This is a genomic window from Bacillus sp. 1A, from assembly GCF_052682215.1.
In genome coordinates this window covers 345,843-371,950 of record NZ_JBQYLZ010000001.1, presented here as the reverse complement: position 1 = coordinate 371,950, position 26,108 = coordinate 345,843, and the positions used below count along the sequence as shown (strand labels likewise).

Sequence of the window (26,108 nt, the reverse complement as noted above, 5' to 3'; positions counted from 1 at the left end):
ACCAAGCATTTTGCTTGGTGGTTTTGTATTAGGATTCTAATTTTTTCGCACGTCTTAATAATAAGAGAAAGACAATGACGAAGAAACCAAGTATAAGGAAGAATCCATATTGTTTTACATAATCCATTACGTCACTTGCGCTTTTTGGCTTTTCAACGTGAATGCCATCTTTATTAGTAGTGATATGAATATCTTTCATTTTCACTTCATTTGTTTCTTTTTGTAAATCAATCCATTCTATATTTGGGATGCTTTCTAGATCCTTTAGTACTTCTTTTAATGGTTTCACACCTAAGTAAGGATGATAGAAGGCACCAATAACTCCATCGGATAATTTAGCAACAGATACAGCACGTTCTTTCATCTTTGCAATAGCATGTGGCTTATCTTCTTCAATAAAGCCAACTGTTTCAGGCATTAATTTCATCCCGTGTAAAAATGATGGGGTACTTGTATAGAATGGTGAGTGCATGGATTTCCAAGTTGTATCACTTAACTGCAGTTGTCCTACATAAGTTGAAAAGTACCTTGATAATATTTCATATCCTTTTTGAGACATCGTGTAATGAGGTGCTTCAAATGCGACAGGATATAGTTTGGCATCTACAAGTTCTTGAATACCTTTTTCAATATGATCAGTCGTATACTTTTCTTCAAACTCTTCCCCTTTTTTTACATATGCATTATATGCTTCGATATTAGGGAAATCATCTTTTGTTTTTGGTTTTTCATGCTTCGGTTGACGAATTGGTTGATCTGTTTTTACGTCCCAAAATTCAAAACCTTCCCCAGTTTCACTATCATAAAATTGATGCGTATAACCATGCATAATAATTGCTGCACCATCATCTTGCATAGAGCGTAAAAGATCGACTAGTTCGGGTTTATCTTTTAAATGCAGTGTTTTACCTGTATCAGGATCTTTATATACAGGAATAACAGTGATCATGTAAGGAATCTTTTTCTCTTTTAGTAATTCAGCAATTTCTTTTAATTGATTTATATCTGCGGCCGGATGAACGTCCTCAAGACGCAAATAAGTCTCTACTTTATTTGTCGTTGGCTTTTGTCCAAAGTAAGAAAATAACATTTCACCAACGTAATGAGACATCCAGTCAAAGAGGTGTGGCGTTGCGACGTAATAAGATGTTTCATGCTGAACGATTAGTGGGTTCTTGCTATTTGAACTTACAGTGTTAGCAAGAACAGTGCCATTTGTATCAAAAGATTGAATCAATCGTTCCTCTTCTAAAGTGTTTTTAAGCTTATGGCTTGGATATTCGATTTTATTAACTCGTATATCATCAGCCTTTAGGGTAATGAAAGAAAAGCGATTAGATAATTGTTCAACATTTTGTCCTAAAACTAATACTGGACCTGAGAAATTTTCTAGAAGTTGCTTCGTTTCAATAGGAAACTCTTCTTTTTGTTCACCGATATAAACAATATGTGTATAAGAAGATGAATTAGTAATTTCATTAGCCTTTTTTAAACTTTTCGTAGTTATATCGTTTGTAAAATGTCCTAATTGAGTATTAAGGATTTGAATATTATTTGTAATTTTATCGTCTTTTGTACTGTATAAAACAAGTACTTTTGGTTTTGGTGATGTTTGTGCAGAGGTGTGGATAGGAATAAGTAGTAAAATGCTGAACAAGAGTATTATGCACTTTTTCATTTGGTCTGCTCCTATTCTATATGTAGAGTTCAATTTACAATTATATACAAGAAATACGTTGTAGTCTATGAAAGTTACATTTTTGCACGTATTTACCAGCTGTTTTTTCACAAAATCGGTCTAAAGCATGATGATAATATATATAGTTATTTGCTATGATAAAAGGGTAAGAGAATGATAGAATGTGGGTAATTGTAAAGGGAAGAAGGCTGAAAGGGGACAAATTTCAGCGGAGAAAGAGGTAGTGGTAGTGAAGAAATTCTTTGTAGGATTTTTAGTTGTTCTTGGGGTGTACTTATATTTCCAAGGAAAGTCTGAAGGAATGGGCAAATTAGTGAATGAGACAAGCTATGTTGACTCAGAAGAAGCAAAACAAATGAAACAAATTATTATAGAGGAAGCAAAGAAAGTCAATCTTCCAGAATGGATACCTCTTACAATTGCTGAACATGAAAGCCGGTTAAATCCAAGAAGTGTTGGAGATAACGGAACTTCATTCGGATTGTTTCAATTGCACCGTGGCGGTGGCCTTGCACCAGAGCATTTAACTGATGAAGAGTTGAAAGATCCGCGCACAAATGCGCAAATTGCAATGCCGCATTTAATGAAAGGATATAAGCGCGGGGTGCAAAAAGGTTTGACGGATTTTGCATTACTAAAATATGTAGCAAATACATCTGGATGGCCAGGTAATCTGGGTCCAGAGTGGACGGATAATAACATGAAGTATAACATCGGATTAGAAGATGTGTACTATCGAAATAAAGGTGTAATCAAAGAGTAGGTTTTCTATACCTACTCTGTTTTTTTATGAATAATTGCATCTTTTTCGCTCGTGAAGTACTGCGCGAGTTGTATTTTCACGTCTTCTAGTTTTGTGGAAACTTGTGGTATTTTATATCCTACATACAATGGTGAAACGACGAACCTAGGAACAACTTTACAAATGATTTTTCCGTTTAAGTAATAGAAGAATAAGTTATAACTACTACATCCTTTATGGAAATCTGTCAGTATGTAACGTACAGTTTGCTGAATATAATTTGCTAGTTCATCTATGCATCCAATATCTGCAATGATGATATTAAATTCAGTAAAACCGATAATAGGACGATCTGAAATATTGAGTTCAATGCGTTCGTTTTTTTGTACAATGACTCCTCGGAAGTTGTCCTGTTCTACGTTACCGAGATAGTCTACATATTTCATTCCGATAATCTGCATGTGTGCATGATGCAAACTCCCGCCTGAGAATGGACCGTGATTTTTGTATAAAATCACAGATGTGAATTCTTCATTCTTCTGTAAGTCTAACCAATGTTTAATGGAGAAACGAATTAGCAATCTCATATGTTCTTCTGTATATGTCGCAATATGGTCTTCACAATTATCTGTTTCGATTAGCACCGTTTGAAATGTATCTTTTAATGTAGGGAATTTGTTTTTTAGCCAAATAATTGAGCCCTCATTTGCTAAAATATCCGTTAAATTTTCTCTGTCACAAAAAGGACATGCAGCGCTTCTATTCCGAATGCTTTCTGGTTTTTGTTTGCCGATATCGTTTAAAAAGTATAGTTGTTGTGTATCCATTTGTATATATGCCCCTTTAAAATATGTGTAAAAATCCCGCTTAATACATTCGGGAAAAGGAGAAGGAAATCCTTTAAAAGGAATAGGAAAAATAAAAGACAAGATATCCTCATTACAACAGGGTACCTTGTCTTTTATTTTTTCTTTAATAATGTGTATGGATAATATAAATCATTTTTATTATGTTTCTTTTTTCTATTTTTTATTGTGTATAAGGCAATTGCTGTACTTGCGATTACAATAATGGCTTTCTTCATATTCATTTACCCCTTTTTATTGTTGGTTTAATTCTTGGCTAACTGCTTTTGCATCAACTAGAGCGTGTAAAATCATTTTTACCATGTTCATCATATTCCTTCACTCCTTTTTATAGTTCATTTAGTTCTTTTACAACTGCTTGTCCGTTCACTAATACCTCAAAGATTGCTTTTACGATTTCTTTCATCATGATCGTTTCCTCCTTTTGTTTGTCTCTCTTGTTTACATCTTTATTGTATAGGGAGGCAGCTTTTCGTACTATCGCTTTCTATTACGTGAACATAACAGTTTTGTAAGATTTGATGTCACTTATTGAAATGTTTAGTCTATCTTCATTATTTTCAGAAAAATGACTATTCAAACATGAAATGGGAAAGTATAATAAAGAAGTAAGTATTAAATTCCGTACGAAAGAGGTGAATGAGATGAAACGTTCTTTAGCTGCACGTGCCAAATTTTTAGATTATATCTATTTTTGTCGTGCGATTTTTCATGATGTAGTTGTTAACGGGATACGTCTGTCCTTTTTTAACAATTGCATAGTAGCTATTGAACAATAGAAATCTCTTCACCCATTTTTAATAAACGTGTGAAAAGGGAGCTATTTGGCTTCCTTTTTCTATGCCGAAAACCATGGGGAATGTTTCTTTCCTATGGTTTTTTATATTGAAAGGAGTACGGAAAATGACAATTTGTAGTGTAAATAATGTAACGAAATCTTTTGGTGGAAACATCATATTTGAAAATATATCGCTTGAAATAAAGAATGGTGAACGTGTTGGATTAGTTGGTCGTAACGGTAGTGGGAAGACAACAATCTTTCAGCTTCTAACTGGAATGGAAAGTTTGGATGCAGGGGCCATTCATATGAAGAAAGGTACACGTATTGGTCATGTGGCACAAATTCCGAAATTTGATGAGGGTATGACTGTATATGATGTATTGAGTTCGGCTTTTAAAGCAGAAAAGGAATTAGAAAGAGAAATGCGTACTTTAGAAAAAAATATGGCGGAAGAACGGGAACCGTCTACTTTACAAAGATTAATGGAGAGGTACGGAGTAATCCAAGAAAAGTTTGCGTTTCTTGGTGGTTATGAAATAGAAGCGAATATGATGAAGGTAGCAAATGGTCTACAGGTGACAGAACTATTTCCTCGGTCATTTCTGGAGTTAAGTGGTGGGGAACAAACAAAGGTAAGCCTTGCATACATGCTATTGCAGAAACCAGATTTACTTCTATTAGATGAACCAACTAATCATTTAGATTTATTCGCCGTAGAATGGCTAGAGCAGTTTTTAAAAGAATACAATGGTACGGTTATGGTCATTTCACATGATCGCTATTTCCTTGATGAAGTTGTAACGAAGATTTTTGATTTAGAAGATGGAGAGATTCACGTGTATCATACGAACTATTCTCAGTTTGTTGAGGAAAAGGAAGAACGGTTACTTCAGGAGTTTCAGGCTTATCAAGAACAGCAAAAGAAAATAAAGAAAATGAAAGAAGCAATTAAGCGACTACGTGAATGGGCAAATCAGGCGAATCCTCCGAATGAAGGATTGCATAAGAGAGCGAGAAGTATGGAACGTGCACTGGAACGTATAGAGAAACTAAAGAAACCTATTTTAGAACGAAAACAAATGGGACTTCAGTTTGAAGGCCAAGAGAGAAGTGGGAAAGATGTTGTTGTAATGAAAAAAGTGAGTAAAGGATTTGCTGACCATCCTTTATTTAACGAAGCGAATTTACATGTTCGTTTTCAAGAGCGTGCGGCTATCGTCGGTCGTAATGGTACAGGAAAGACAACGCTACTAAAGTTATTATTAGAAGAAATAAAACCAGACGCTGGAGAAATTCGGATTGGCAGTAGTGTGAAAATCGGTTATTTATCACAGCATGCGTACGGAAATATGAAGAGTAATGTATTAGAGGCTTTCAGGGAATATGTAGCTGTAACAGAGGGAGAAGCGAGACATATATTAGCTAAGTTTTTATTTTATGGTCCAGCGGTGTTTAAGAAAGTAACGCAACTGAGCGGTGGAGAAAAAATGAGATTAAGACTTGCGCAACTTATGTATCAAGATATCAATTTTTTAATTTTAGATGAGCCGACAAACCATCTCGACATTGAATCAAGGGAAGTTTTAGAGGAAGCTCTTGAGCAATATAATGGAACGATTTTAGCTGTTTCACATGATCGTTATTTTTTAAATAAGTTATTTGAAAAGACGTATTGGATTGATGAGCATAAATTATTTGAGTTTGTAGGGAACTATGCATGGGCTCGTCAAAAGTGGGAAGAGAAACTTGAGAAACAAGTAATAAAGCAGCAACGCCAAGGAAGAAAAAGTATGGAAACAGCTCCTGTAAAAAAGAAAGAAGCTAGGAATGTTGAGGAGATTGAAACAGAGTTAATGCATGTAGAAGAAGATATATATAAGCTTGAGTGTAAGATGGAAGAGGTAGTTGGTGTTGAAATGCTTGAACAATTGTATGAAGAAAAAACGAAGAAAGAGTTGTTACGAGCGGATTTATATAATGAGTTAGAGAATATTGTGGAGTAAAAAGTAGAAAGCGAATCCCTTCAGCTTTGCTGAAGGGATTCGCTTTTTTATACTGATATTTTACTTTAAGAGAAAAATAAAAATTGTGTTTCACGTGAAACAGTAAATTTGATACATCTTTGTTCCGTAATTTGCATAGATTGTAAAACATAAATGATATTAGTTTTTTTTGATCGGTTACTTATTTCCCGAGACATAAGTATGTGTAACAGCGAATCAGGATTGAAAATAAAAAAACAGAGTTACAGCTTTACACGCTGAACTCTGTTTTCTTTTTGTGTCGTATCTTCCCTTGTTGAAATGATAATAGCGATCCCGAGCATAATAAAAAAAGCTAAAAAGAGGACGAACTTTGGGAAGAATGGGAATAGTAATAGAGCCCCGACTATCATGATTGTTAATAATACGTAGTGCAGGACGTATTGGAATAGGTTGTCCATGTTTTCGCCCCCTTTTTGGTAATTGGTTATTAGTAGTCTATGTTTCATATGGAACGAATAGAAGTGAATTTTTAATTTTTTAATAAGAAATAAAAGAGAGTGATTGACATGTTTAAAGGAAAGGAATAATCTTGAAATTAATTCATACTATTTTTATAGGAAAAATAAAGATAATTACAGGGAGGAGGCCTATGTTCCTGCATCGATAAAAATTAGGAAGGTAAAGGTGAGAGGGCAATGAAAAATACTTTTAAAGGAGCACTTGCTGTATTTCTTAGTGTATCGGTATTACTAGCCGGATGTGGTCAAGAGGAAGCAAGTACAAATGAAGCCGGGAACGTACCAAAAGTAAAAGATGAATTTATTAAAGCAAGCGACAAAGCAAAAAGTCCTACAAAAGTAAAAGAAAGAAAAGATACTTTTGTAGTTGGAATGCCGAGTCCTGGAGGGATATTCCTGCCGCACTTTATGGAGAATGGATGGGATGGTAATATAACGCAAGCTATCTTCGCGCCCCTTGTTGGACTCGATAAGGAAGGAAAGCCAATTCCAATATTAGCGAAAAAGTGGGAGATTTCGGAGGATCAGCTTACATATACATTCCATTTGAAAGATGATTTAAAGTTTAGTGATGGTTCACCGTTAACTGTAGATGATGTAGCATTTACATTAACGTTATTACATGATCCAACTTATAGTGGTGCGACTGATATAAGCCAAACAGCAATAAAAGGTGGGCAAGCTTATAAAGAAGGAAAGGCAACCTCTATTGAAGGAATTCAAATCATTAATCCGAAAACAATTACGATTACGACTGAAAAGGTAAATGCTCAAACATTATCATTAATCGGTGGAGAAGTTATATCTAAAGCTTATTATGGGAGGGAGTATAAACAAGGACACTTGGAGTACTTAAAAGAGTTATATGGAAAGCCGGTGGGGGCAGGAGCTTATAAATTGGATAAATATATTCCTGGTCAAGAGGTTCGATTTGTAGCAAATGAAAATTATTTTGAAGGAAAACCGAAGATTGAGCACTTTATTTATAAAATTACAAAGGGTGATACGAAGTTACAACAATTTCAAGCAGGAGAAGTAGATTATGATGGTTTTACGACAAACGTGGAGACCATTGAGCAATTAAAAGATTTAGGTTTTGCTAATATTAATGTGTATACAGGAAGCTCTTATGGCTACATTAAAATGAATTATAAGAAGCCATACTTTAAAGATAAACGTGTCCGCCAAGCATTTATTTACGGATTAGAGCGTCAAAAGGTTATTGATACGTATTTCCAAGGATATGCGTCACTCGTTAATGTACCGATTACGCCAGTTTCATGGGCGTATACAGAAGAGGGCATTAATAAATATGAGTATAATTTAGAGAAGGCGAAGAAATTACTGGATGAAGCTGGATGGAAAGCGGGTTCGGATGGAATTCGTGAAAAAGATGGACAAAAATTGAAAGTAAGTTATTTTGCCTCATCAGCAAGTAAAATAAATGATGTAATGATTCCTGTGATGAAAGAAGATTATAAAAAGCTTGGTGTGGAGTTTAACCCAGAATATATGGACTTTAATACGATGATTTCAAAAGTGATAAAAGGTGATTATGATTTAGCGATGGTATCTACGCCAATGATTGATGATCCGAGCGGAACGATTGAAGAGTTTGTCTCAACAAGTAAACGAAATTATGATGGATATTATAATCCGAAAGTAGATGAATTAGCTAAGCAAGCATTAGAAACGTTGGATATTGAAAAGCGAAAAGGAATTTATAAAAAGTTATATCAAGAGTTAAGCGAAGACCCGCCTGTAATCTTCTTGAATAATAGCAAAGTGGTGTCTGCACATAATGCACGAATTCAAGGATTACAAGAAGATAACTATAACGGTATTTTATTAAGTTTACCTAAATTAAAGATAGAATAAAAATTTTCAAAATATTTATTTAGAAAGAATTGACAAAATATAACGGACGATATAAGCTAATAACCATAAAGTCTACCGGAAAGGTCGGAATAGGATTGTTACCCCTCAAAAACATCTATTTTTTTACGATTAAAACCGACTTTTCCGATTGGCTATAAAATGTTGCTGTGGGAGGCATACATAAGGCAAGCAGTTCATAAGGTTTAATTATTAAAAAAAGTTAGGGTGGGGACAATGAAGAAAAAGACAAAAAAATGGGCTGGTGTATTTTCAGTATTACTGAGTAGTTCGCTTGTGTTATCTGCTTGTGGGGGACAGGAAGATACGGCTTCTACAGAACCGGTTAAACAGCAAGATTTAAAAAATATAAAAGTTGAAAAAATTGCGGCTACAGATAAGACGAAAGTACCTGATAAGGCAAAAAATAGAAAAGATACGTTTATTTCTGGTATCTCAAAGCCTGGGGGAGTTTTCTTACCTTACTTTCAAGAGAACGGTTGGGATGGCAATGTGACATCGGTTATTTTTGCTTCCCTTGTTACAACAGATAAACAAGGAAAACCTATACCAGATCTTGCTGAGAAGTGGGATGTTTCTTCAGACCAATTAACATATACATTTCATTTACGCAAAGACTTGAAATTTAGTGATGGATCGCCATTAACCGCTGACGATGTAGCATTTACATTATCACTTCTACATGATAAAGCGTATGAAGGCGGAGATGATATTTCACAATATGCAATTAAAGGTGGAAAGGAATATAAAGAAGGAAAAGCGACGTCTATTGAAGGAATTCAAGTTGTGGATCCACAAACAATTAAAATTACGACCGAAAAAGTTAACTCACAAGCGCTAATTGCTTTAGGTGGTCCAGTATTATCGAAAGCTTATTATGGAAAAGAGTATAAACAAAATACTAGTTTAGATTATTTAAAAGAGTTATATGGAAAACCGATAGCTGCGGGGCCATATAAGTTTGAAAAGTATATCCCAGGACAGGAAGTTCGTTTTATAGCAAATGAAAATTATTATGCAGGTAAACCAAAAATCCAAAACTTTATTTATAAGATTACTTCACCGGATACAAAATTCCAATTATTCCAAACAGGTGAGATAGATTATACAGGAGTAGGCTACGGGGATGAAATTTTAGAACAAGTGAAGAGTTTGCAGTTTGCAAATGTTGAAATAGAGACAGCTGCTTCATTTAGTTATATAAGAATGAATAGTAAAAAACCGTATTTAAAAGATAAGAAAGTTCGTCAAGCTCTTATTTATGGATTGGATCGTAAAAAATATGTAGATACAGCTTTGAAAGGATACGGTACGGTAGCAAATGTTCCAATTCATCCAACATCTTGGGCTTATACAGAAGAGGGCATTAATAAGTACGAATATAACTTAGATAAGGCGAAGAAATTATTAGATGAAGCTGGATGGAAAGCTGGTTCAGACGGAATTCGTGAAAAAGATGGTCAAAAACTTAAATTAACGTATTATGGTGCAAGCTCAGCAAAAGAAGGTGATTTATTTATTCCGATAGCAAAAGAGAACTATAAAGAATTAGGTGTTGAGTTCAATCCTGAATTTATGGATTTTAATACGATGCTATCAAAAGTGAAAAAAGGCGATTATGATTTAGCTTCTGTTGCAACACCAATTACAACAGATCCAAGTGAAACTGTAAGTGGTTACTCCTCGGAAGGTGATGATAATACCCTAGGTTATAAAAACGAAAAAGTAGATGCATTAATTAAAAAAGGAATTGAAACTGTAGATATTGAGAAACGTAAACCGATTTATAAAGAACTGTACAAAGAACTAAGTGAGGATCCGCCAGTAATTTTATTAAATTATCGTAGAATCATCACAGCTTACAATGGAAACATTAAAGGAATTGATCCTGAGAAGTATGACAGTATTAGTTCGAACTCGCCAGTATTATCTATTGAAAAATAACGAGAAGAATGTATAAGTAGAAGACATTTTTTCATTCGGCTAGTAATATGCTGATTCGAAAAAATGTTCTTCTATTTTAAGCATAAGATTGGAGAGAAAAAGGGTGAAAACGTATATCGTTCGTAGGTTGTTACAAATGATTCCTACACTTTTGGGAACATCAGTTGTTATTTTTTTCCTGTTCGCACTTCTTCCAGGGGATTATATTGATTCGAATCCTAAGATTACACCGCAAAGGGCGGCAGAGCTTCGGGAATTGTATGGATTAAATAAGCCAATTGTTGAGCGCTATTTTCATTGGTTAGGTAATGCGTTACAAGGAGACTTTGGTTTTTCGCTTCAATATCAAGAACCTGTAACATCATTATTAAATAAATTTATTTGGAACTCTTTTAGTGTAGCAATTATTGCATTGTTTTTTATTTGGTTAATTGCACTTATTATCGGTGTATTTTCAGCGACAAAACAACATTCTTTATTCGATAAGCTTGTAACAATTGGTATCTTTGCAGCAATGTCATTTCCTTCATTTTTTATAGGTCTGTTTCTAATTAAGGTGTTCGCAGTTGATCTTAAGTTATTGCCAATAGGTGGAATGATTGATGTTGGTAGTAATTCAACCGGATTCGCTTATGTGATAGAAGTTGCAAAGCATATGGTTTTACCGGTATTTATTTTGACTCTTCTTGGTGTGGGCTCATTAACTCGTTATTTTAGAACGAGTATGTTAGAGGTTGTAAGACAAGATTACATACGAACAGCACGAGCAAAAGGGTTAAAAGAGAAGACTGTTATTTATAAGCATGCATTAAAAAATGCCATTTTACCGGCTATTACATTGCTTGCGTTTGAGTTACCTGGATTGTTTTCTGGGGCAATTATTATTGAACAAATTTTTAACTGGCCAGGGATTGGTGGTATTCAATTAGAAGCACTAAATTTCCGTGATTATACAGTATTGATGGCATTTACGATGTTTCTTTCTTGTTTAACAATCGTTTCAAATTTTTTCGCAGATATCGTATATGCAGTTGTTGATCCACGAATTCGGTTGAAGTAAGGGGGGAACGAGATGGAAACTGTTACAGCGATTACAGGGAAGAAAGAAAAAAAGAGAAGAAAAAATGAATCATCGCCATGGCGACAAGCTCTTAAACGGATAAAGAGAAATAAGATGGCACTCGTAGGATTGTATGCATTAATTTTTATGTTTTTATTTTGTTTTATCGGTCCGTTCTTTTCGCCATATGCATCAGGGAAAATACAAGTTGCGTTAATTAACAAACCACCTAGTTTTTCTCATTGGCTCGGTACAGATCAATTAGGAAGGGATATTTTAACGAGACTTATGCAAGCGGGACGAATTTCATTAACAATTGGCCTAGCTTCAATGGTTTTATCAGTAATACTAGGAGCTGTATTAGGGGCTATTGCAGGATTTTATCGTGGCATCGTTGATAATATTATTATGCGTCTTGCAGATATTTTAATGTCGATGCCAGGATTACCATTACTTATTATAATGGGGGCGATTTTATCAGAGTGGAAAGTACCGTCTGATTATCGTCTGTATGTCATTATGATTATTTTAAGTTTAGTAGGTTGGCCGGGGCTTGCACGTCTTGTAAGAGGTCAAATTTTATCGCTTAGAGAGCAAGCGTTTATGCAAGCTGCTGATGTGCTAGGAATAAAAGATTACCGAAAAATTATCTATCACTTAATTCCTAATGTTTTACCGATATTAATTGTTGTATCCACATTAGGCGTTGCAGGTTCTATTTTAGGGGAGTCCGCACTAAGTTACTTAGGTCTCGGAGTCGTCCCACCTACACCATCATGGGGGAATATGATTAGCGCAGCTAACTCGTTAATTGATTTCCAAAAGCGTCCGTGGTTATGGATTCCGCCTGGTTTTGCAATCTTTATAACAGTTGTATCAATTAACTTACTTGGTGATGCACTTCGTGATGCGTTAGATCCAAAGATGAGACGGTAGGTGAGAAGGTATGAGTAAAGCGGTAGTAGAGCTGAAAGACTTACAAACACACTTTCAGACAGAAGAAGGAACAGTAAAGGCTGTGAATCATGTTAGTTTTACAGTTCGAGAAGGTGAAACGGTTTGTGTTGTAGGCGAATCGGGTTGCGGGAAAAGTGTAACAGCTTTATCTATTATGGGACTTATTGCTGAATCAGGCAGTGTAGTAGGTGGAGATATCTTATATGAAGGAAAAAGTCTTTTAGGAATGAAAGAGAAAGAGCTTCGTAGTTTACGAGGAAATGATATTGCGATGATTTTCCAAGAACCGATGACATCGCTAAATCCTGTCTTCACTGTAGGTGAACAAATTGTAGAGACGTTAAGAGAGCATGAATTACTTAGCAAAAATGAAGCGTATAAGAAGGCAATTGAGTTAATTCGTAAAGTTGGTATAGCTCGTGCAGATGAAATCGTCCATTCTTATCCGCACGAACTGAGTGGTGGTATGTTACAACGTATTATGATTGCTGTTGCACTTAGTTGTAATCCGAAGTTATTAATTGCGGATGAACCGACAACGGCTCTTGATGTTACGATTCAAGCTCAAATATTAGACTTATTAAGACAAGTAAAAGAAGAATTTAAAACATCCATTTTATTAATTACACATGATTTAGGTGTTGTAGCTGAGATGGCTGATTACGTTGTCGTTATGTATGGCGGGAAAGTTATTGAAGAGGCACCAGTACTAGAAATATTCCAAAATCCGAAACACCCGTATACGAAAGGGTTGTTGAAATCAAAACCAGTGATGGGAAAACGAATAGATAAATTATATTCTATTCCAGGGCAGGTTCCTAATTTAGTTGGTTTGGATGAATTTTGCTACTTTAGCGGTCGTTGTGAGCATTGTATGGAAATATGTAAAGAAGAAGCACCAAATCTGAATGTACATGATGAGAATCATAAAGTAGCTTGCTGGTTATACGAGGAGCGTGCGGGACAATGAGTGAACCATTATTAGAAGTAAAAAACTTAAAAACATATTTCCCAATTAAAGGCGGCATATTTAGTAGAACAATTGGACATGTGAAAGCAGTTGATGGAGTAAGTTTTACTATTAATAAAGGCGAAGTGTTCGGTCTCGTTGGTGAATCAGGAAGCGGAAAAACGACGATAGGAAAAACAATTTTACGTCTCGTTCAAAAAACGGAGGGAGAAGTGAAGTTTAAAGGACACGATGTTCATTCTCTATCAAAAGAGGAATTGAGAAAACATCGTCCTAATATGCAGCTTGTGTTTCAAGATCCATTTAGCTCATTAAATCCGAGAATGAGAATTGGAGAAGCACTTGGCGAGCCGATGTTGGCTCACGGACTAGCGACGAAAGAAAATGTTCGTGAAAAAGTGACAGAAGTATTAGAGTTATGTGGCTTAGCCCCATATCATATTGACCGGTATCCTCATGAGTTTTCTGGTGGACAACGTCAGCGTATCGTTATCGCAAGAGCTATGGTATTAAATCCGGAATTTATTGTAGCTGACGAACCTGTGGCAGCACTAGATGTATCTATTCAAGCACAGATTATTAATTTATTTAGTGAGTTACAGGAGAAAAAGGGACTATCTTATTTGTTCATTTCACATGATTTAAGCGTAGTAGAGCACTTATGTACGAAAATTGGAATTATGTATTTAGGGACGATTGTGGAAACAGCGCCGCGTGATGAGTTATTTACGAACCCACTGCATCCGTATACAAAAGCATTGTTATCAGCTGTGCCAATACCAGATCCAACAGTGAAGCGAGAGCGGATTATACTAGAGGGTGATATTCCAAGTCCAGCAAACCCACCTTCGGGGTGTCGCTTTCATACACGTTGCCCGTTTGCAACAGATATTTGTAAGCAAACGGTACCAGAATTCCGTAATGTTGGTGAAGAGCATTTTGTTGCTTGTCATCATGTATAAAAGAAAAGGACCCTTTCAAATTGAAAGAGTCCTTTTTTTATTTACTAGATGAAGTTTGTTTCAATACAAATTTCTCGATTGCGTGAGCAACACCATGTTCATTGTTTGTTAATGTTACGACATCACATAGTTTTTTTACATCTTCTTCAGCATTTCCCATTGCAACTGATAAGCCAGCTACTTGTAACATTGGCACATCATTAAAGTTGTCCCCAATTGCAATAGTATCTTCAATTGGTATATTGAAATACGCTGCCATTTCTTGTAGGCCGTTCCCTTTATGACCGTGCTTATCCATAATTTCTACATTAGTAGGAGCTGATGCTGTAACTGAAATGTCAGTGTCTTCTTGTAACATGCTTAATAGCTGTGCACGATGCGCTGCATTAAATGTCAAAATGAAGAATTTAGATATTTCTAATTCTGGATTATTTACAACATCTTCGATTTTTTGAAAATCAGTAATTAAGTTTGATTTCTTTTGTTTTTCTGTAATTCTTTCAAGTTCTTCAAGTGTAACATCTAGTGCATGCTTGTTTTCTTCGAACGCTTGCATGACTTGATCTTGCCATGTATATGGAGAATAAACTCCTTTATTCGTATATAGCTTATAAGGAAAACCTTCAGATTCTAGTAATTTTGCAAGCTTGTATACTTTATCATTTTGTAAACAACGCGAGTTAATTACCTTTCCATCCACATAAACAATTGCCCCATTGCTCGCTCCAACTGGAAGAGATAGTTTATATTCTTCCAATAATTTCAAAGCATCCTCTTTTGCACGACCAGAACAAATCATGACTATATGACCAGCCTCTTTTGCAGTTTGGATAGCTTGTAAGTTCTCTTTGGAAATTTCAAGATTAGATGATAGTAGCGTACCATCCATATCTAATGCGATTAATTTCAAAATGACCACCTCTTTGCTTTTATTATACATAGTTATATAGAGGAAACATATAAACTTATCTTGGAAAGATTGTATTTTATCTCGCGTGAACCGTCAGTAAAAATTTGATAGGCGCCATCTTATTACTTTGAATATGCACTTTAATTTGTAACAAAAATAGAGGTATGTATGAGGGTGTTTCGTTATATGACTGTAATATTACAATAACATTACAAACGTCAGTTTAGTAAAAAGTGCATTAAAACGGGGTTTTTAAGGGTGTTTATAAAAAAACGTAAAAAAAGTGTAATAAAATTTACGTAATTATATTGCAACGTAACAATAGTTATGTTACATTAATGTTACAAACGTTACGTTAATAACTTTAATGTAACGCTAACATAAAAACTATGAAATAAACATTTCTTAGAAATTACATATAGATAACTTATTAAAAAGGAGGATACATAAAATGAAAGAGCAAGTATTACAAGTAACAAAAGGTGACTTCGTAGGATCAGCAAGTGGAGCAGTAGTATTAACAGCATTAATCGTATTTCTATCAAGCGTATTAGTATAATAGAAGTTTTGTAACAAAAAAATAGAAGGGAGAATGAAAGATATGAAAGAGCAAGTATTGCAAGTAACAAAAGGTGACTTCGTAGGATCAGCAAGTGGGGCGGTAGTATTAACAGCATTAATCGTATTTCTATCAAGCGTATTAGTATAATAGAAGTTTTGTAACAAAAAAATAGAAGGGAGAATGAAAGATATGAAAGAGCAAGTATTACAAGTAACAAAAGGTGACTTCGTAGGATCAGCAAGTGGGGCGGTAGTATTAACGGCATTAATCGTATTTCTATCAAGCGTATTAGTATAATAGAAGTTTTGTAACAAAAAAATAGAAGGGAGAATTAAAGATATGAAAGAGCAAGTATTACAAGTAACAAAAGGTGACTTCGTAGGATCAGCAAGTGGAGCAGTAGTATTAACGGCATTAATCGTATTTCTATCAAGTGTATTAGTATAATAGAAGTTTTAAATCATACAAAATGAAAGGAGAATGAGGAATATGAACAGTGAACAAGTGTTACAAGTAACAAAAACAGATTTATTAGGATCATTAGGTGGAGCGGTAGTATTAACATCATTTATTTTATTCCTTGCAAATGTATTAGTATGAGACATATAAATACAATCATTCAAAAAAAATAAAGACTCTAGCATATTAGTAAGTAGTTAATATGTTGGGGTCTTTTTTGTTTTCCTCTCCTATATACCCTCAAGTATTAATATTCCCTCCGTCATGTAAAGAGAAAAAAGTCGAATTTTATATGTAAGAAAAAAAGAGGAATTTGACAGAAAAGATAGAAAATTTTAAAGGTCAGAATTTGTTAGCTTGCTAACTAATTTCTATTAATTGATGTTGGAAGCGTTTTCGGTTGGTTTTAAGTATGGACCATTTAATCTATTTACAGGGGGATGAGGATTTTATGAAACAAAAATCTATGGATACGCTAGCTGCACAAATGGAGGACTTTTTTCCGGTACGTGATGTAGATCATTTGGAATTTTACGTAGGAAATGCAAAGCAATCAAGTTATTATCTTGCGAGAGCATTCGGTTTCAAAATTGTGGCTTACTCTGGATTAGAAACTGGTAACCGTGAAAAGGTATCTTATGTTCTTGTGCAAAAAAATATGCGTTTTGTTGTGTCTGGAGCTTTAAGTAGCGATAATCGTATCGCAGAATTTGTAAAGACACATGGTGATGGTGTAAAAGATGTTGCTTTACTTGTTGACGATGTTGACAAAGCATACTCGGAAGCTGTGAAACGTGGTGCCGTTGCAATTGCTCCACCTGTGGAATTAACAGACGAGAACGGTACACTGAAAAAAGCAGTTATTGGTACGTATGGTGATACAATTCACACGCTTGTAGAGCGTAAAAATTATAAAGGAACATTTATGCCAGGATTCCAACAAGTGGAGTTTAATATTCCATTTGAAGAGTCAGGTTTAATTGCTGTAGACCACGTAGTTGGTAATGTTGAGAAAATGGAAGAATGGGTTAGCTATTATGAGAATGTTATGGGCTTTAAACAAATGATTCATTTTGATGATGACGATATTAGTACAGAGTATTCAGCATTAATGTCGAAAGTTATGACAAATGGAAGTCGTATTAAGTTCCCTATTAACGAGCCAGCAGATGGAAAGAGAAAGTCGCAAATTCAAGAATATCTAGAATTCTATAATGGAGCAGGTGTACAACATCTTGCTTTATTAACAAGCGATATCGTTAAAACAGTGGAAGCGCTTCGTGAAAATGGCGTGGAGTTTTTAGATACACCTGATACTTATTATGATGAGTTAAGTGCGCGAGTTGGGAAAATTGATGAAGAAATTGATAGGTTAAAAGAATTAAAGATTTTAGTAGATCGCGATGAGGAAGGATACTTACTACAAATCTTTACGAAACCAATTGTAGATCGTCCAACTTTATTTATTGAAATTATTCAACGTAAAGGTTCTCGCGGATTTGGAGAAGGGAACTTTAAAGCATTATTTGAATCAATTGAAAGAGAACAGGAACGTCGCGGAAACTTATAAGATTTGTATCCACCAGCAAAAGTTTCTTTGCTGGTGGAAATTTCATTTTTATAGGGAGGAATCATGATGAAATTTGTTACATTTCGTCTTCCTTCGAAAGAAATGCGAGCTGGATGGCTTGAAGGTGACAAAGTAATTGATATGAATCTTGCTAGTGATGGAAAATTACCTTCTTCTATGTTCGCCTTTTTAGAGAAAGCGGATGAGTATGTAGAAGTATTGCGTAATATGGAGAATCCAGAAAAGGGTATATATTCCTTAGAGGAAGTGCAACTAGCGGCGGCAATTCCTAATCCGAGTAGTATTCGGGATTTTTACGCGTTTGAACAGCATGTAAAAACGGCCCGCGGCCGGAGAGGGCTAGAGGTTGTACCTGAATGGTACGATATCCCGGTTTTTTATTTTACGAACCATCGTGCTGTAATTGGTCCGGATGATTTTGTAATTGGTCCGAAGAAATCTAAAAAGCTTGATTATGAGTTAGAGATCGCTTGCGTAATTGGGAAAGAAGGAAGAAATATTTCTCGTGAGCAAGCAGAGGAATACATTTTTGGTTATTGTATTATGAACGACTGGAGTGCAAGGGACTTACAAGCAACAGAAATGAAGGTAGGACTTGGTCCAGCAAAAGGAAAAGATTTTGCAACTTCATTAGGAGCGCACCTTGTTACGAAAGAGGAATTGGATGTTTATCGTAACGGTGACCGTTATGAGTTAGAGATGACTGCTCATGTAAATGGAAAGCTATTATCAAAGGGGAACTTCCAAGATATTTACTATACATTTGCTGAAATGATTGAACGTGCTTCGGAAGACGTTACGTTATATCCAGGCGATGTGATTGGTTCTGGGACAGTAGGAACAGGTTGTGTTTTAGAACTGGGTACGGAAGAGTGGCTGCAAGATGGGGATGTTGTAGAACTTACGATTACTGGTTTAGGTACGTTACGTAATACGGTCAAAAAAGAAATGGAAGCAGGTGATGGGCATGTTTTATCGTCACATGGGGGAGCTACCTCATAAACGACATGTACAATTCCGTAAAAAAGATGGGTCGCTTTATCGCGAACAGGTAATGGGAACAAAAGGTTTTTCTGGTACGCAATCTATTTTGTACCATCATTATATGCCAACGGAAGTAGGTCATGCGGCATTATCTCATTCTTGTCAGTTGCAGTATGAAGAAGATGTAGCTCTTGCTCATCGTCATTTTCGCACGAAAGAAAATAAAAAAACTGGCGATGTAGTAAGCGGAAGGAATTTTATGCTTGGGAATGAGGATTTATTAATTGGAGTAGTGGCTCCGACAGAAAAAATGGACTATTTCTACCGTAATGGTGATGGTGATGAAATGTTATTTGTTCATTACGGAACAGGGAAAATTGAAACGATGTTTGGAACGATTCACTATCGAAAAGGTGATTATGTAACAATCCCAATTGGAACGATTTATCGTGTTATTCCAGATGAAGGAGAGACTAAGTTTCTTGTTGTAGAGGCAAATAGTCAAATCACAACGCCGCGTCGCTATCGGAATGAATATGGACAATTGTTAGAGCATAGTCCGTTTTGTGAGAGAGATATTCGTGGTCCTGAAAAATTAGAGACGTATGATGAAAAAGGTGAGTTTGTCGTAATGACAAAGTCGCGAGGGTATATGCATAAACATGTTTTAGGGCACCATCCGTTAGATGTTGTTGGTTGGGATGGCTATTTATATCCGTGGGTCTTTAATGTAGAGGACTTTGAACCAATCACAGGTCGTATTCATCAGCCACCTCCAGTACATCAAACGTTCGAAGGTCACAATTTCGTTATTTGTTCTTTCGTACCACGTTTATACGACTATCATCCAGAATCTATTCCGGCACCATATTATCATAGTAACGTGAATAGTGATGAAGTACTGTACTATGTAGAAGGAAACTTTATGAGCCGGAAAGGTGTGGAAGAAGGTTCTATTACACTTCATCCGAGCGGAATTCCTCATGGACCGCATCCTGGGAAAACAGAGGGAAGTATAGGGAAGAAAGAAACACTTGAACTAGCTGTTATGATAGACACGTTCCGTCCGCTTCGTATTGTAAAGCAAGCACATGAAACAGAAGATGAAAAATATATGTATAGCTGGATTGAAGAAGGTTCACATACTGTGAAATAGGTAAAAAGAGGCATGCTCAATAAGTGAGCATGCCTCTTTTGTGGAATCGACATGTATAATAATACCAAAAAAAATTACGGAAAGATATATAGAAACAACGATAAGGATATTGTATGTTCCGAAAGATTTCTACTTATTTCGACAAAAGTATTGACTGGGGAAAGTGCAATGAGTAAAATAAAAAAGCAAATTAAAAATTTTCAGAAAATTTAAAACTTGGAGGAGCATGCTATGAAGCAAATTTTTCAAAAGAAGCCTATTGCAAAGCTAATGCAAGAGAGTAAGCAAAAGACGTTAGCAAGAACATTGGGTGCATTGGATTTAACTATGCTTGGCATCGGGGCAATTGTTGGAACAGGTATTTTTGTTCTAACGGGCGTGGTAGCAGCAAAACATTCTGGACCAGCTATTATATTATCATTTGCGATAGCCGCGTTAGCTTGTGCCTTTGCTGCATTTTGTTATGCTGAATTCGCTTCTTCAGTTCCTGTCTCAGGCAGTGTGTATACGTACACATATGCGACGATGGGAGAGGTATTCGCATTTTTAATTGGATGGGACTTAATGCTTGAGTATTTACTCGCTACATCTGCTGTAGCAAACGGTTGGTCCGCTTATTTTCAATCTTTATTAAAGGGATTTGGGATCCATATTCCTACCATTCTCTCCTCGGCCCCTGGTACAGGAAAGGGTGGAATAATTGATTTGCCTGCGGTTCTAATTATTTTAGTAATGACAGTTCTTTTATCTAGAGGTGTTCGTGAAAGTGCACGAATAAATAACATTATGGTGTTTATTAAATTAGCGGTTGTTCTCATATTTATCTTTGCTGGTTTTAATTATGTAAAACCTGAAAATTGGACACCTTTTATGCCGTTTGGCTTAGATGGTGTAATGGCTGGAGCTGCTACAGTGTTTTTTGCATTCATAGGGTTTGATGCAGTTTCAACGGCAGCAGAAGAAGTGAAACGTCCACAACGTGATTTACCAATTGGCATTATTGCATCTTTATTAATTTGTACGGTTCTTTATATTGTTGTTTCACTTATTTTGACAGGAATTGTTCCATACGGACAGTTAAATATATCAGATCCAGTTGCTTTTGCACTTCAATTTATTGGACAAGATAGTTTAGCGGGAGTAATTTCAGTAGGAGCAATTACAGGAATCACAACAGTAATGTTAGTTATGATGTATGGGCAAGTACGTGTTTCGTATGCAATGAGTAGAGATGGATTATTGCCGAAGCGCCTTGCTAAAGTCCATCCGAAATTTAAAACACCATTTTTAAATACATGGACAACAGGAATTATTGCAGCACTTATTTCAGGATTAATAGATTTAAATGTGTTAGCGCATCTTGTAAATATGGGGACTTTATCAGCCTTTGCACTTGTAGCTGTTGCTGTTATTGTAATGAGAAGAACTCATCCTGATTTACCAAGAGCATTTAAGGCACCGCTTGTACCATTTTTACCAGCATTAACGGTGATTTTTTGTTTATATTTAATGCTTCAGTTATCCGGAACTGCTTGGATTAGTTTTGGGGTATGGATGGTTATCGGTATTGCGGTTTACTTCTTATATAGCCGAAAACATAGTGCTTTAAATAATAGTGAAGACGAAGAAGATGCAGCAAATTTATAAGTTAAAAAATCCATTCTAATTCTGTTAGGATGGATTTTTTGTTCTGAAAATTTACATTTTTCTGATTGTGTATATAATATAATTGTTGGGGAACTGAGGGGGGAATGTATGAAAAATACGTGGCGTGAGTTAAGGGAGATGGACCGAAACATATGGATTCGGTTTATTGGCGAAACGTTAAATGGAATTGCAATGATGATGTTGATGCCTTTTTTTGCCCTATATTTAAAAGATAAGGTGGATTCGTTATTGGAGGTAGGGGTTATTATGGCACTTTCTCCGATTGCCGCAAGTTTCGGTTCTCTTCTTGGTGGGAGGATTGCTGATATATATGGAAGAAAGCCAATAATGATTTTTTCAATGGTGAGTAATGCTTTGTTCATGCTAGGTTTTTTATTTATAGAAGGATTTATTCCTTATGCTATTTTATCTATTTTTTTAGGGCTCAGTAATTCATTATTTCATCCCGCTGCATCAGCAATGGTTGCGGATGTAACAGCACCTGAAAAAAGAACCGAGGCATACGGTTTATTGCGGATGGGGCACAATATAGGTGCTGCAATTGGCCCGATAATGGGTGCTTCAGTAGTTATGTTGTCGAAGAACCTTGTGTTTATTATTGCCTCGTCTACGATGTTATTTTATGCATTACTTGTATTCATTCTTATTCAAGAGACAATGCCAAAGAGCGCGAATAAAGAAGAAAATAAAGAAAAGGAATCAGGGGCGGTTTGGAAAATTGTAATGAGAGATAAGGCACTAATGATTTATTTGTTAGCAGGTATCATTATTTCGATGGGATTTTCTCAAACAGAGGGCATGTTGCCGCTGCACTTTGATAATGAAATGAAAGGCATTTTTGGAACTAACAATCCATATCCATATTTAATGGCTTTAAATGGACTATTAGTTGTGTTGTTCCAATTTCAAATTTCAAAATGGGCCACAGATAAACCTGTCGGAAAGACGATGTTATATGGTGCATGTTTGTTCGGAGTTGGTTTGTTCTTTATAGGATGGTTACCGAAGTGGTTTGGAGAATTTGATGCAAATGCTACGATTATTTTAATAACGTTGCTGTTCGTTTATGCTATATATACGTTAGGTGAGATGATTATGTCGCCTGTACAGATGACGTTTGTAGCGAATTTGGCCCCTGAGCACTTGAGAGGGACTTATATGGGAGCTGCCAGTTTGCAGTGGATTACAGGAGGCGCATTCGGTCCACTTCTGGGCGGTTTTTTATTGGATCGATTACTTGGCCACTTTCTATTTACAATTTTAGCTGTAGGATGTGTAGTTGCAGGTATTGTATATGTTTCTTTAGATCGTCTCGTTGAGCAAAGGCAAAAAGGCACACTGACAAAACAATCTTCTTAATGAGTAGATGACATACACAAAAAGGGGATTTCTACATATTTTAGGTACATAACTAGATTGGATTACAATTTTATCCCGCTATTTGTGGGCAGTAAGACTTCCACCTCAAAATTCGGCGGGAGATAACTGTCCGATTGGTGCGGGCTGATAATTAGTGGGGATGGCCCCTCGTTAATTAAATTTTCCCTGTATTTTAGAATTTAATTTTGTATATTTATGAAGAAAGCTAAGTAGAAAAAGTATAGAAAACCAATATGTGGTGTCATTTAATTATTTGTGGAAGTTACATTTTATTTCAAATAGGAACTACCTATTTTTATAAAAAGTGCTAAAATAGAAAAATGAAAACAATTGGTTAGGGTGATTTCAGTGACAAAAATTAAATTAGGTTTATTATATGGTGGAAAATCAGCTGAGCATCAAGTTTCGCTACAAACGGCTCTTGCTGCTATTAAAGCATTAAATCAAGATAAATTCGAGATTCATCCAATTTATATTACAGAACAAGGTCAATGGGTGCGCGGTGAGCGTATTGAAGGTGAAGTAACAGATGTTGAAGTTCTAAAAATGAGCGGCGCAGAAAATGCGATTTCTCCGTTATCATTAAGCACAGAAATCATTCCATCTGCAGCTTCTGAGGAAAATGCTATCGACGTTATTTTCCCATTATTACATGGACCAAATGGTGAAGATGGAACGGTTCAAGGATTATTAGAATTAATGAACATTCCTTATGTAGGAAATGGTGTTCTAGCATCTGCTGCTGGTATGGATAAAGTTGTTATGAAAAACATCTTCGCAGAAGCTGGATTGAAACAAGCGAAGTATGCATCGTTTATTCGTAGTGCATGGGAAAAAGATTATGAAACAGCATATGAAAAAGTAGAAGAAGTTTTAGGATATCCTTGCTTCGTAAAACCAGCAAACCTTGGTTCAAGTGTTGGTATTAATAAGTGTAAAAATCGTGAAGAGCTTGAGAATGCATTTGAAGAGGCATTCCAATTTGACCGCAAAATTATTGTAGAAGAAAATATCGTTGGACGTGAAGTAGAAGTTGGTGTATTAGGTAATGATGAACCGAAATGTTCAGTTGTAGGTGAAATCGTACCGAAAAAGGACTTCTATGATTATAAGTCGAAATATATCGATGGCGATACAGCATTAATTATTCCGGCTGAAATGACAGAAGAAGAGTCTAATGTCATTAAGCGAGATGCAATTATTGCATTCCAATCGTTAGATAGTGCTGGCTTAACAAGAGCTGATTTCTTCTTAACGAAAGATGGAGAAGTATATATTAACGAAGTGAACACGATGCCAGGGTTTACGCCGTTTAGTATGTTCCCTCTACTATGGCAACATACTGGATTACCGTATCCGGAATTAATTGAAGAGCTAATTCGTTTAGCGATTGAGCGTCACGAAGAAAAACAAAAAATTAAATATACAATCTAACAAAAAAGGAGAAAGCACTATTCGCAGGAATAGTGCTTCCTCTATGTAAGGAGTGTTTTCATGATAAATCGAACGTTAAAACAAGTAGAACAGATGGTAAATGGTACGGGATTAGCAGAGCAATATGAGGGAATTACTATACAGGGAGTGTCTATTGATACGAGAAAAATTGAAAATGGAAACTTATATGTTCCGATTCAAGGTGAGCGTTTCGATGGACATGCTTTTGTAGATAAAGCCGTTGAAAATGGAGCTGTGGCGACATTATGGATGAAAGATGTAGCAAATCCACCTGAGAATCTTCCTGTTATTTTTGTGGAAGACACGTTATCAGCATTACAAATGTTAGCGAAAAACTATCGCAATCAATTGGATGTGAAAGTTATTGGTGTGACAGGGAGTAACGGTAAAACATCTACAAAAGATATTGTAACAAGTCTTCTTGCGACTAAATTCAAAGTTCAAAAAACAGAAGGAAACTTTAATAACCATATTGGGTTACCTCTTACTATTTTAAACTTAGAGGAAAATACAGAAGTAGCTGTATTAGAGATGGGTATGTCAAGCCGAGGGGAAATTGAATTCTTATCTAAGTTAGCACGTCCAAATGCAGCTATCATTACGAACATCGGTGAGGCACATTTAATGGACTTAGGCTCTCGTGAAGCAATTGCTGAAGCGAAATTAGAAATTGTGACAGGATTACAAGAAGGTGGAGTATTCGTATATAACGGAGATGAGCCATTATTAACAAATCGTGTTCCTGAAATGAATTTAATAGCTGAAACAGTTACGTTTGGTGATGCTAGAGCAAATGATTATTATCCAACGACTGTAGCATTACAGGCGACTGGGACACATTTTAAAATGAATAGAGATGAAAATATTTCATTCTACTTACCAGTATTGGGGAAACATAATGTGTATAATACGCTTGCTTCAATGGCAATTGCAAAACACTTTGGTGTAACATGGGAAGAAATGAAACAAGGTTTAGTAACACTTCAAATGACGGGCATGCGTATGGAAATTGTAAAAACGGATAGTGGGTTAACAATTATCAATGATGCTTATAATGCAAGTCCGACAGCTATGGAAGCAGCATTCCACTTAATGAACGGTTTAGATGGATTTGCTAAGAAAATCGTTGTACTCGGTGATATGTTAGAGCTTGGAAATCAAGAAGTACAGTTTCATTATGAAGTCGGTAAATTAATCGATCCAGCAAAAATTGCATATGTGTTCACATATGGTAAATTAGGGGCTCAAATTGCTGAAGGAGCGAAAATTAATTTCCCTATTGAGCGTGTAAAAGCGTATGATAATAAAGAAGAGCTAGTAAAAGAGTTACAAGCAGTAGTTGATGTGAAAGATGTTGTATTAATAAAAGCATCTCGCGGCATGAAATTGGAAGAAGTAATTACGATGTTGAAATAATTGGTGTATATAAATAGGGATGATAGATGCGAAAATAGAAGAAACTTATAATAAGCGCTTACAGTAAATATAAAAAAATAAAAGTGAAGAAAAAAACTCTGAATATGAAAATAAGGTAACAGTTGGGTTTGCTTTTTGCACATACAA

Annotated in this window: 26 protein-coding genes; 21 read left to right on the top strand and 5 right to left on the bottom strand. The window is 35.7% G+C overall.

The window, feature by feature from the left end:
* Nucleotides 1–28 precede the first annotated feature (28 nt).
* The gene (locus tag ACUN0F_RS01955; RefSeq protein ID WP_445539076.1) at nt 29–1,678 is read right to left on the bottom strand and encodes a DUF2334 domain-containing protein; all 1,650 of its coding nucleotides are present in this window, start codon (nt 1,676–1,678) and stop codon (nt 29–31) included.
* Between the two features lie 250 nt (nt 1,679–1,928).
* On the opposite strand from ACUN0F_RS01955, the gene ACUN0F_RS01950 reads away from it, so the two are divergent.
* Nucleotides 1,929–2,462 (top strand): transglycosylase SLT domain-containing protein, encoded by a 534-nt coding sequence (locus ACUN0F_RS01950; protein ID WP_033662621.1) that lies wholly within the window; start codon nt 1,929–1,931, stop codon nt 2,460–2,462.
* 11 nt (nt 2,463–2,473) lie between these two features.
* Here the strand turns inward: ACUN0F_RS01950 and ACUN0F_RS01945 are convergent, their stop codons facing one another.
* Both ACUN0F_RS01945 and ACUN0F_RS01940 read right to left on the bottom strand, forming a co-directional pair.
* The gene (locus tag ACUN0F_RS01945; RefSeq protein ID WP_445539075.1) at nt 2,474–3,268 is read right to left on the bottom strand and encodes a DUF4931 domain-containing protein; all 795 of its coding nucleotides are present in this window, start codon (nt 3,266–3,268) and stop codon (nt 2,474–2,476) included.
* A 134-nt stretch (nt 3,269–3,402) separates the two neighbouring features.
* A complete protein-coding gene (locus ACUN0F_RS01940) occupies nt 3,403–3,531 on the bottom strand; it encodes a hypothetical protein (RefSeq protein ID WP_002006681.1) in 129 nt (42 codons plus the stop codon).
* 420 nt (nt 3,532–3,951) lie between these two features.
* On the opposite strand from ACUN0F_RS01940, the gene ACUN0F_RS01935 reads away from it, so the two are divergent.
* Nucleotides 3,952–4,086, top strand: coding sequence for an RAxF-45 family protein (locus ACUN0F_RS01935; protein WP_327974760.1), 135 nt, complete (start codon nt 3,952–3,954; stop codon nt 4,084–4,086).
* Between the two features lie 124 nt (nt 4,087–4,210).
* Complete coding sequence (gene abc-f, locus ACUN0F_RS01930) at nt 4,211–6,091, top strand: ribosomal protection-like ABC-F family protein (protein WP_445539074.1); 1,881 nt, start codon at nt 4,211–4,213, stop codon at nt 6,089–6,091.
* A 242-nt stretch (nt 6,092–6,333) separates the two neighbouring features.
* On the opposite strand, the gene ACUN0F_RS01925 is transcribed toward abc-f, so the two are convergent.
* Nucleotides 6,334–6,531, bottom strand: coding sequence for a hypothetical protein (locus ACUN0F_RS01925; protein WP_000369258.1), 198 nt, complete (start codon nt 6,529–6,531; stop codon nt 6,334–6,336).
* Between the two features lie 237 nt (nt 6,532–6,768).
* Here ACUN0F_RS01925 and ACUN0F_RS01920 point away from each other — a divergent pair, with 237 nt between their 5' ends.
* From ACUN0F_RS01920 to ACUN0F_RS01895, 6 genes are all read left to right on the top strand, one after another.
* Nucleotides 6,769–8,469 (top strand): ABC transporter substrate-binding protein, encoded by a 1,701-nt coding sequence (locus ACUN0F_RS01920; RefSeq protein ID WP_445539073.1) that lies wholly within the window; start codon nt 6,769–6,771, stop codon nt 8,467–8,469.
* A 234-nt stretch (nt 8,470–8,703) separates the two neighbouring features.
* Nucleotides 8,704–10,431 carry an ABC transporter substrate-binding protein gene (locus ACUN0F_RS01915; protein WP_048563008.1) on the top strand — a complete coding sequence of 576 codons (1,728 nt, stop codon included), beginning with the start codon at nt 8,704–8,706 and terminating at the stop codon, nt 10,429–10,431.
* Between the two features lie 103 nt (nt 10,432–10,534).
* Nucleotides 10,535–11,491: an ABC transporter permease gene (locus tag ACUN0F_RS01910; protein WP_046960200.1), complete on the top strand. Its 957-nt coding sequence runs from the start codon at nt 10,535–10,537 to the stop codon at nt 11,489–11,491.
* 12 nt (nt 11,492–11,503) lie between these two features.
* On the top strand, nt 11,504–12,427 hold the full coding sequence (gene opp4C / locus ACUN0F_RS01905; RefSeq protein WP_046960199.1) for an oligopeptide ABC transporter permease: 924 nt from the start codon (nt 11,504–11,506) through the stop codon (nt 12,425–12,427).
* 10 nt (nt 12,428–12,437) lie between these two features.
* Nucleotides 12,438–13,418 (top strand): ABC transporter ATP-binding protein, encoded by a 981-nt coding sequence (locus ACUN0F_RS01900; protein ID WP_000030797.1) that lies wholly within the window; start codon nt 12,438–12,440, stop codon nt 13,416–13,418.
* A complete protein-coding gene (locus ACUN0F_RS01895; RefSeq protein ID WP_001294493.1) occupies nt 13,415–14,380 on the top strand; it encodes an ABC transporter ATP-binding protein in 966 nt (321 codons plus the stop codon). Before ACUN0F_RS01900 ends, ACUN0F_RS01895 begins: the two co-directional genes overlap by 4 nt.
* A gap of 37 nt (nt 14,381–14,417) precedes the next feature.
* Here ACUN0F_RS01895 and ACUN0F_RS01890 read toward each other — a convergent pair whose 3' ends face one another.
* Entirely contained in the window at nt 14,418–15,290 is an 873-nt protein-coding gene (locus ACUN0F_RS01890; RefSeq protein WP_000766409.1) for a Cof-type HAD-IIB family hydrolase, read from the bottom strand.
* Between the two features lie 451 nt (nt 15,291–15,741).
* On the opposite strand from ACUN0F_RS01890, the gene ACUN0F_RS01885 reads away from it, so the two are divergent.
* The 12 genes from ACUN0F_RS01885 (at nt 15,742) to murF (ending at nt 25,961) form a co-directional block, all read left to right on the top strand.
* Nucleotides 15,742–15,849, top strand: coding sequence for a DUF3948 family protein (locus ACUN0F_RS01885; RefSeq protein ID WP_000664237.1), 108 nt, complete (start codon nt 15,742–15,744; stop codon nt 15,847–15,849).
* Between the two features lie 33 nt (nt 15,850–15,882).
* Nucleotides 15,883–15,999 (top strand): DUF3948 family protein, encoded by a 117-nt coding sequence (locus ACUN0F_RS01880; protein ID WP_000654250.1) that lies wholly within the window; start codon nt 15,883–15,885, stop codon nt 15,997–15,999.
* Nucleotides 16,000–16,032: 33 nt separating this feature from the next.
* The gene (locus ACUN0F_RS01875; protein WP_000654250.1) at nt 16,033–16,149 is read left to right on the top strand and encodes a DUF3948 family protein; all 117 of its coding nucleotides are present in this window, start codon (nt 16,033–16,035) and stop codon (nt 16,147–16,149) included.
* 42 nt (nt 16,150–16,191) lie between these two features.
* Entirely contained in the window at nt 16,192–16,299 is a 108-nt protein-coding gene (locus tag ACUN0F_RS01870) for a DUF3948 family protein (protein WP_000664237.1), read from the top strand.
* Between the two features lie 42 nt (nt 16,300–16,341).
* On the top strand, nt 16,342–16,452 hold the full coding sequence (locus ACUN0F_RS01865) for a DUF3948 family protein (protein WP_001083700.1): 111 nt from the start codon (nt 16,342–16,344) through the stop codon (nt 16,450–16,452).
* A gap of 310 nt (nt 16,453–16,762) precedes the next feature.
* The gene (hppD, locus tag ACUN0F_RS01860; protein WP_000810916.1) at nt 16,763–17,881 is read left to right on the top strand and encodes a 4-hydroxyphenylpyruvate dioxygenase; all 1,119 of its coding nucleotides are present in this window, start codon (nt 16,763–16,765) and stop codon (nt 17,879–17,881) included.
* A 66-nt stretch (nt 17,882–17,947) separates the two neighbouring features.
* Nucleotides 17,948–18,904: a fumarylacetoacetate hydrolase family protein gene (locus ACUN0F_RS01855; RefSeq protein ID WP_000674024.1), complete on the top strand. Its 957-nt coding sequence runs from the start codon at nt 17,948–17,950 to the stop codon at nt 18,902–18,904.
* Nucleotides 18,870–20,042, top strand: a complete 1,173-nt coding sequence (locus ACUN0F_RS01850) for a homogentisate 1,2-dioxygenase (RefSeq protein WP_445539072.1) — start codon at nt 18,870–18,872, stop codon at nt 20,040–20,042. Before ACUN0F_RS01855 ends, ACUN0F_RS01850 begins: the two co-directional genes overlap by 35 nt.
* Before the next feature lie 231 nt (nt 20,043–20,273).
* A complete protein-coding gene (locus ACUN0F_RS01845; protein WP_000809354.1) occupies nt 20,274–21,689 on the top strand; it encodes an amino acid permease in 1,416 nt (471 codons plus the stop codon).
* A gap of 108 nt (nt 21,690–21,797) precedes the next feature.
* Nucleotides 21,798–23,069, top strand: coding sequence for an MDR family MFS transporter (locus tag ACUN0F_RS01840; protein WP_046956658.1), 1,272 nt, complete (start codon nt 21,798–21,800; stop codon nt 23,067–23,069).
* 369 nt (nt 23,070–23,438) lie between these two features.
* Nucleotides 23,439–24,524, top strand: coding sequence for a D-alanine--D-alanine ligase (locus ACUN0F_RS01835; protein ID WP_000161439.1), 1,086 nt, complete (start codon nt 23,439–23,441; stop codon nt 24,522–24,524).
* Nucleotides 24,525–24,584: 60 nt separating this feature from the next.
* Complete coding sequence (gene murF / locus ACUN0F_RS01830) at nt 24,585–25,961, top strand: UDP-N-acetylmuramoyl-tripeptide--D-alanyl-D-alanine ligase (protein ID WP_000610687.1); 1,377 nt, start codon at nt 24,585–24,587, stop codon at nt 25,959–25,961.
* The last annotated feature ends 147 nt before the right edge of the window (nt 25,962–26,108 follow it).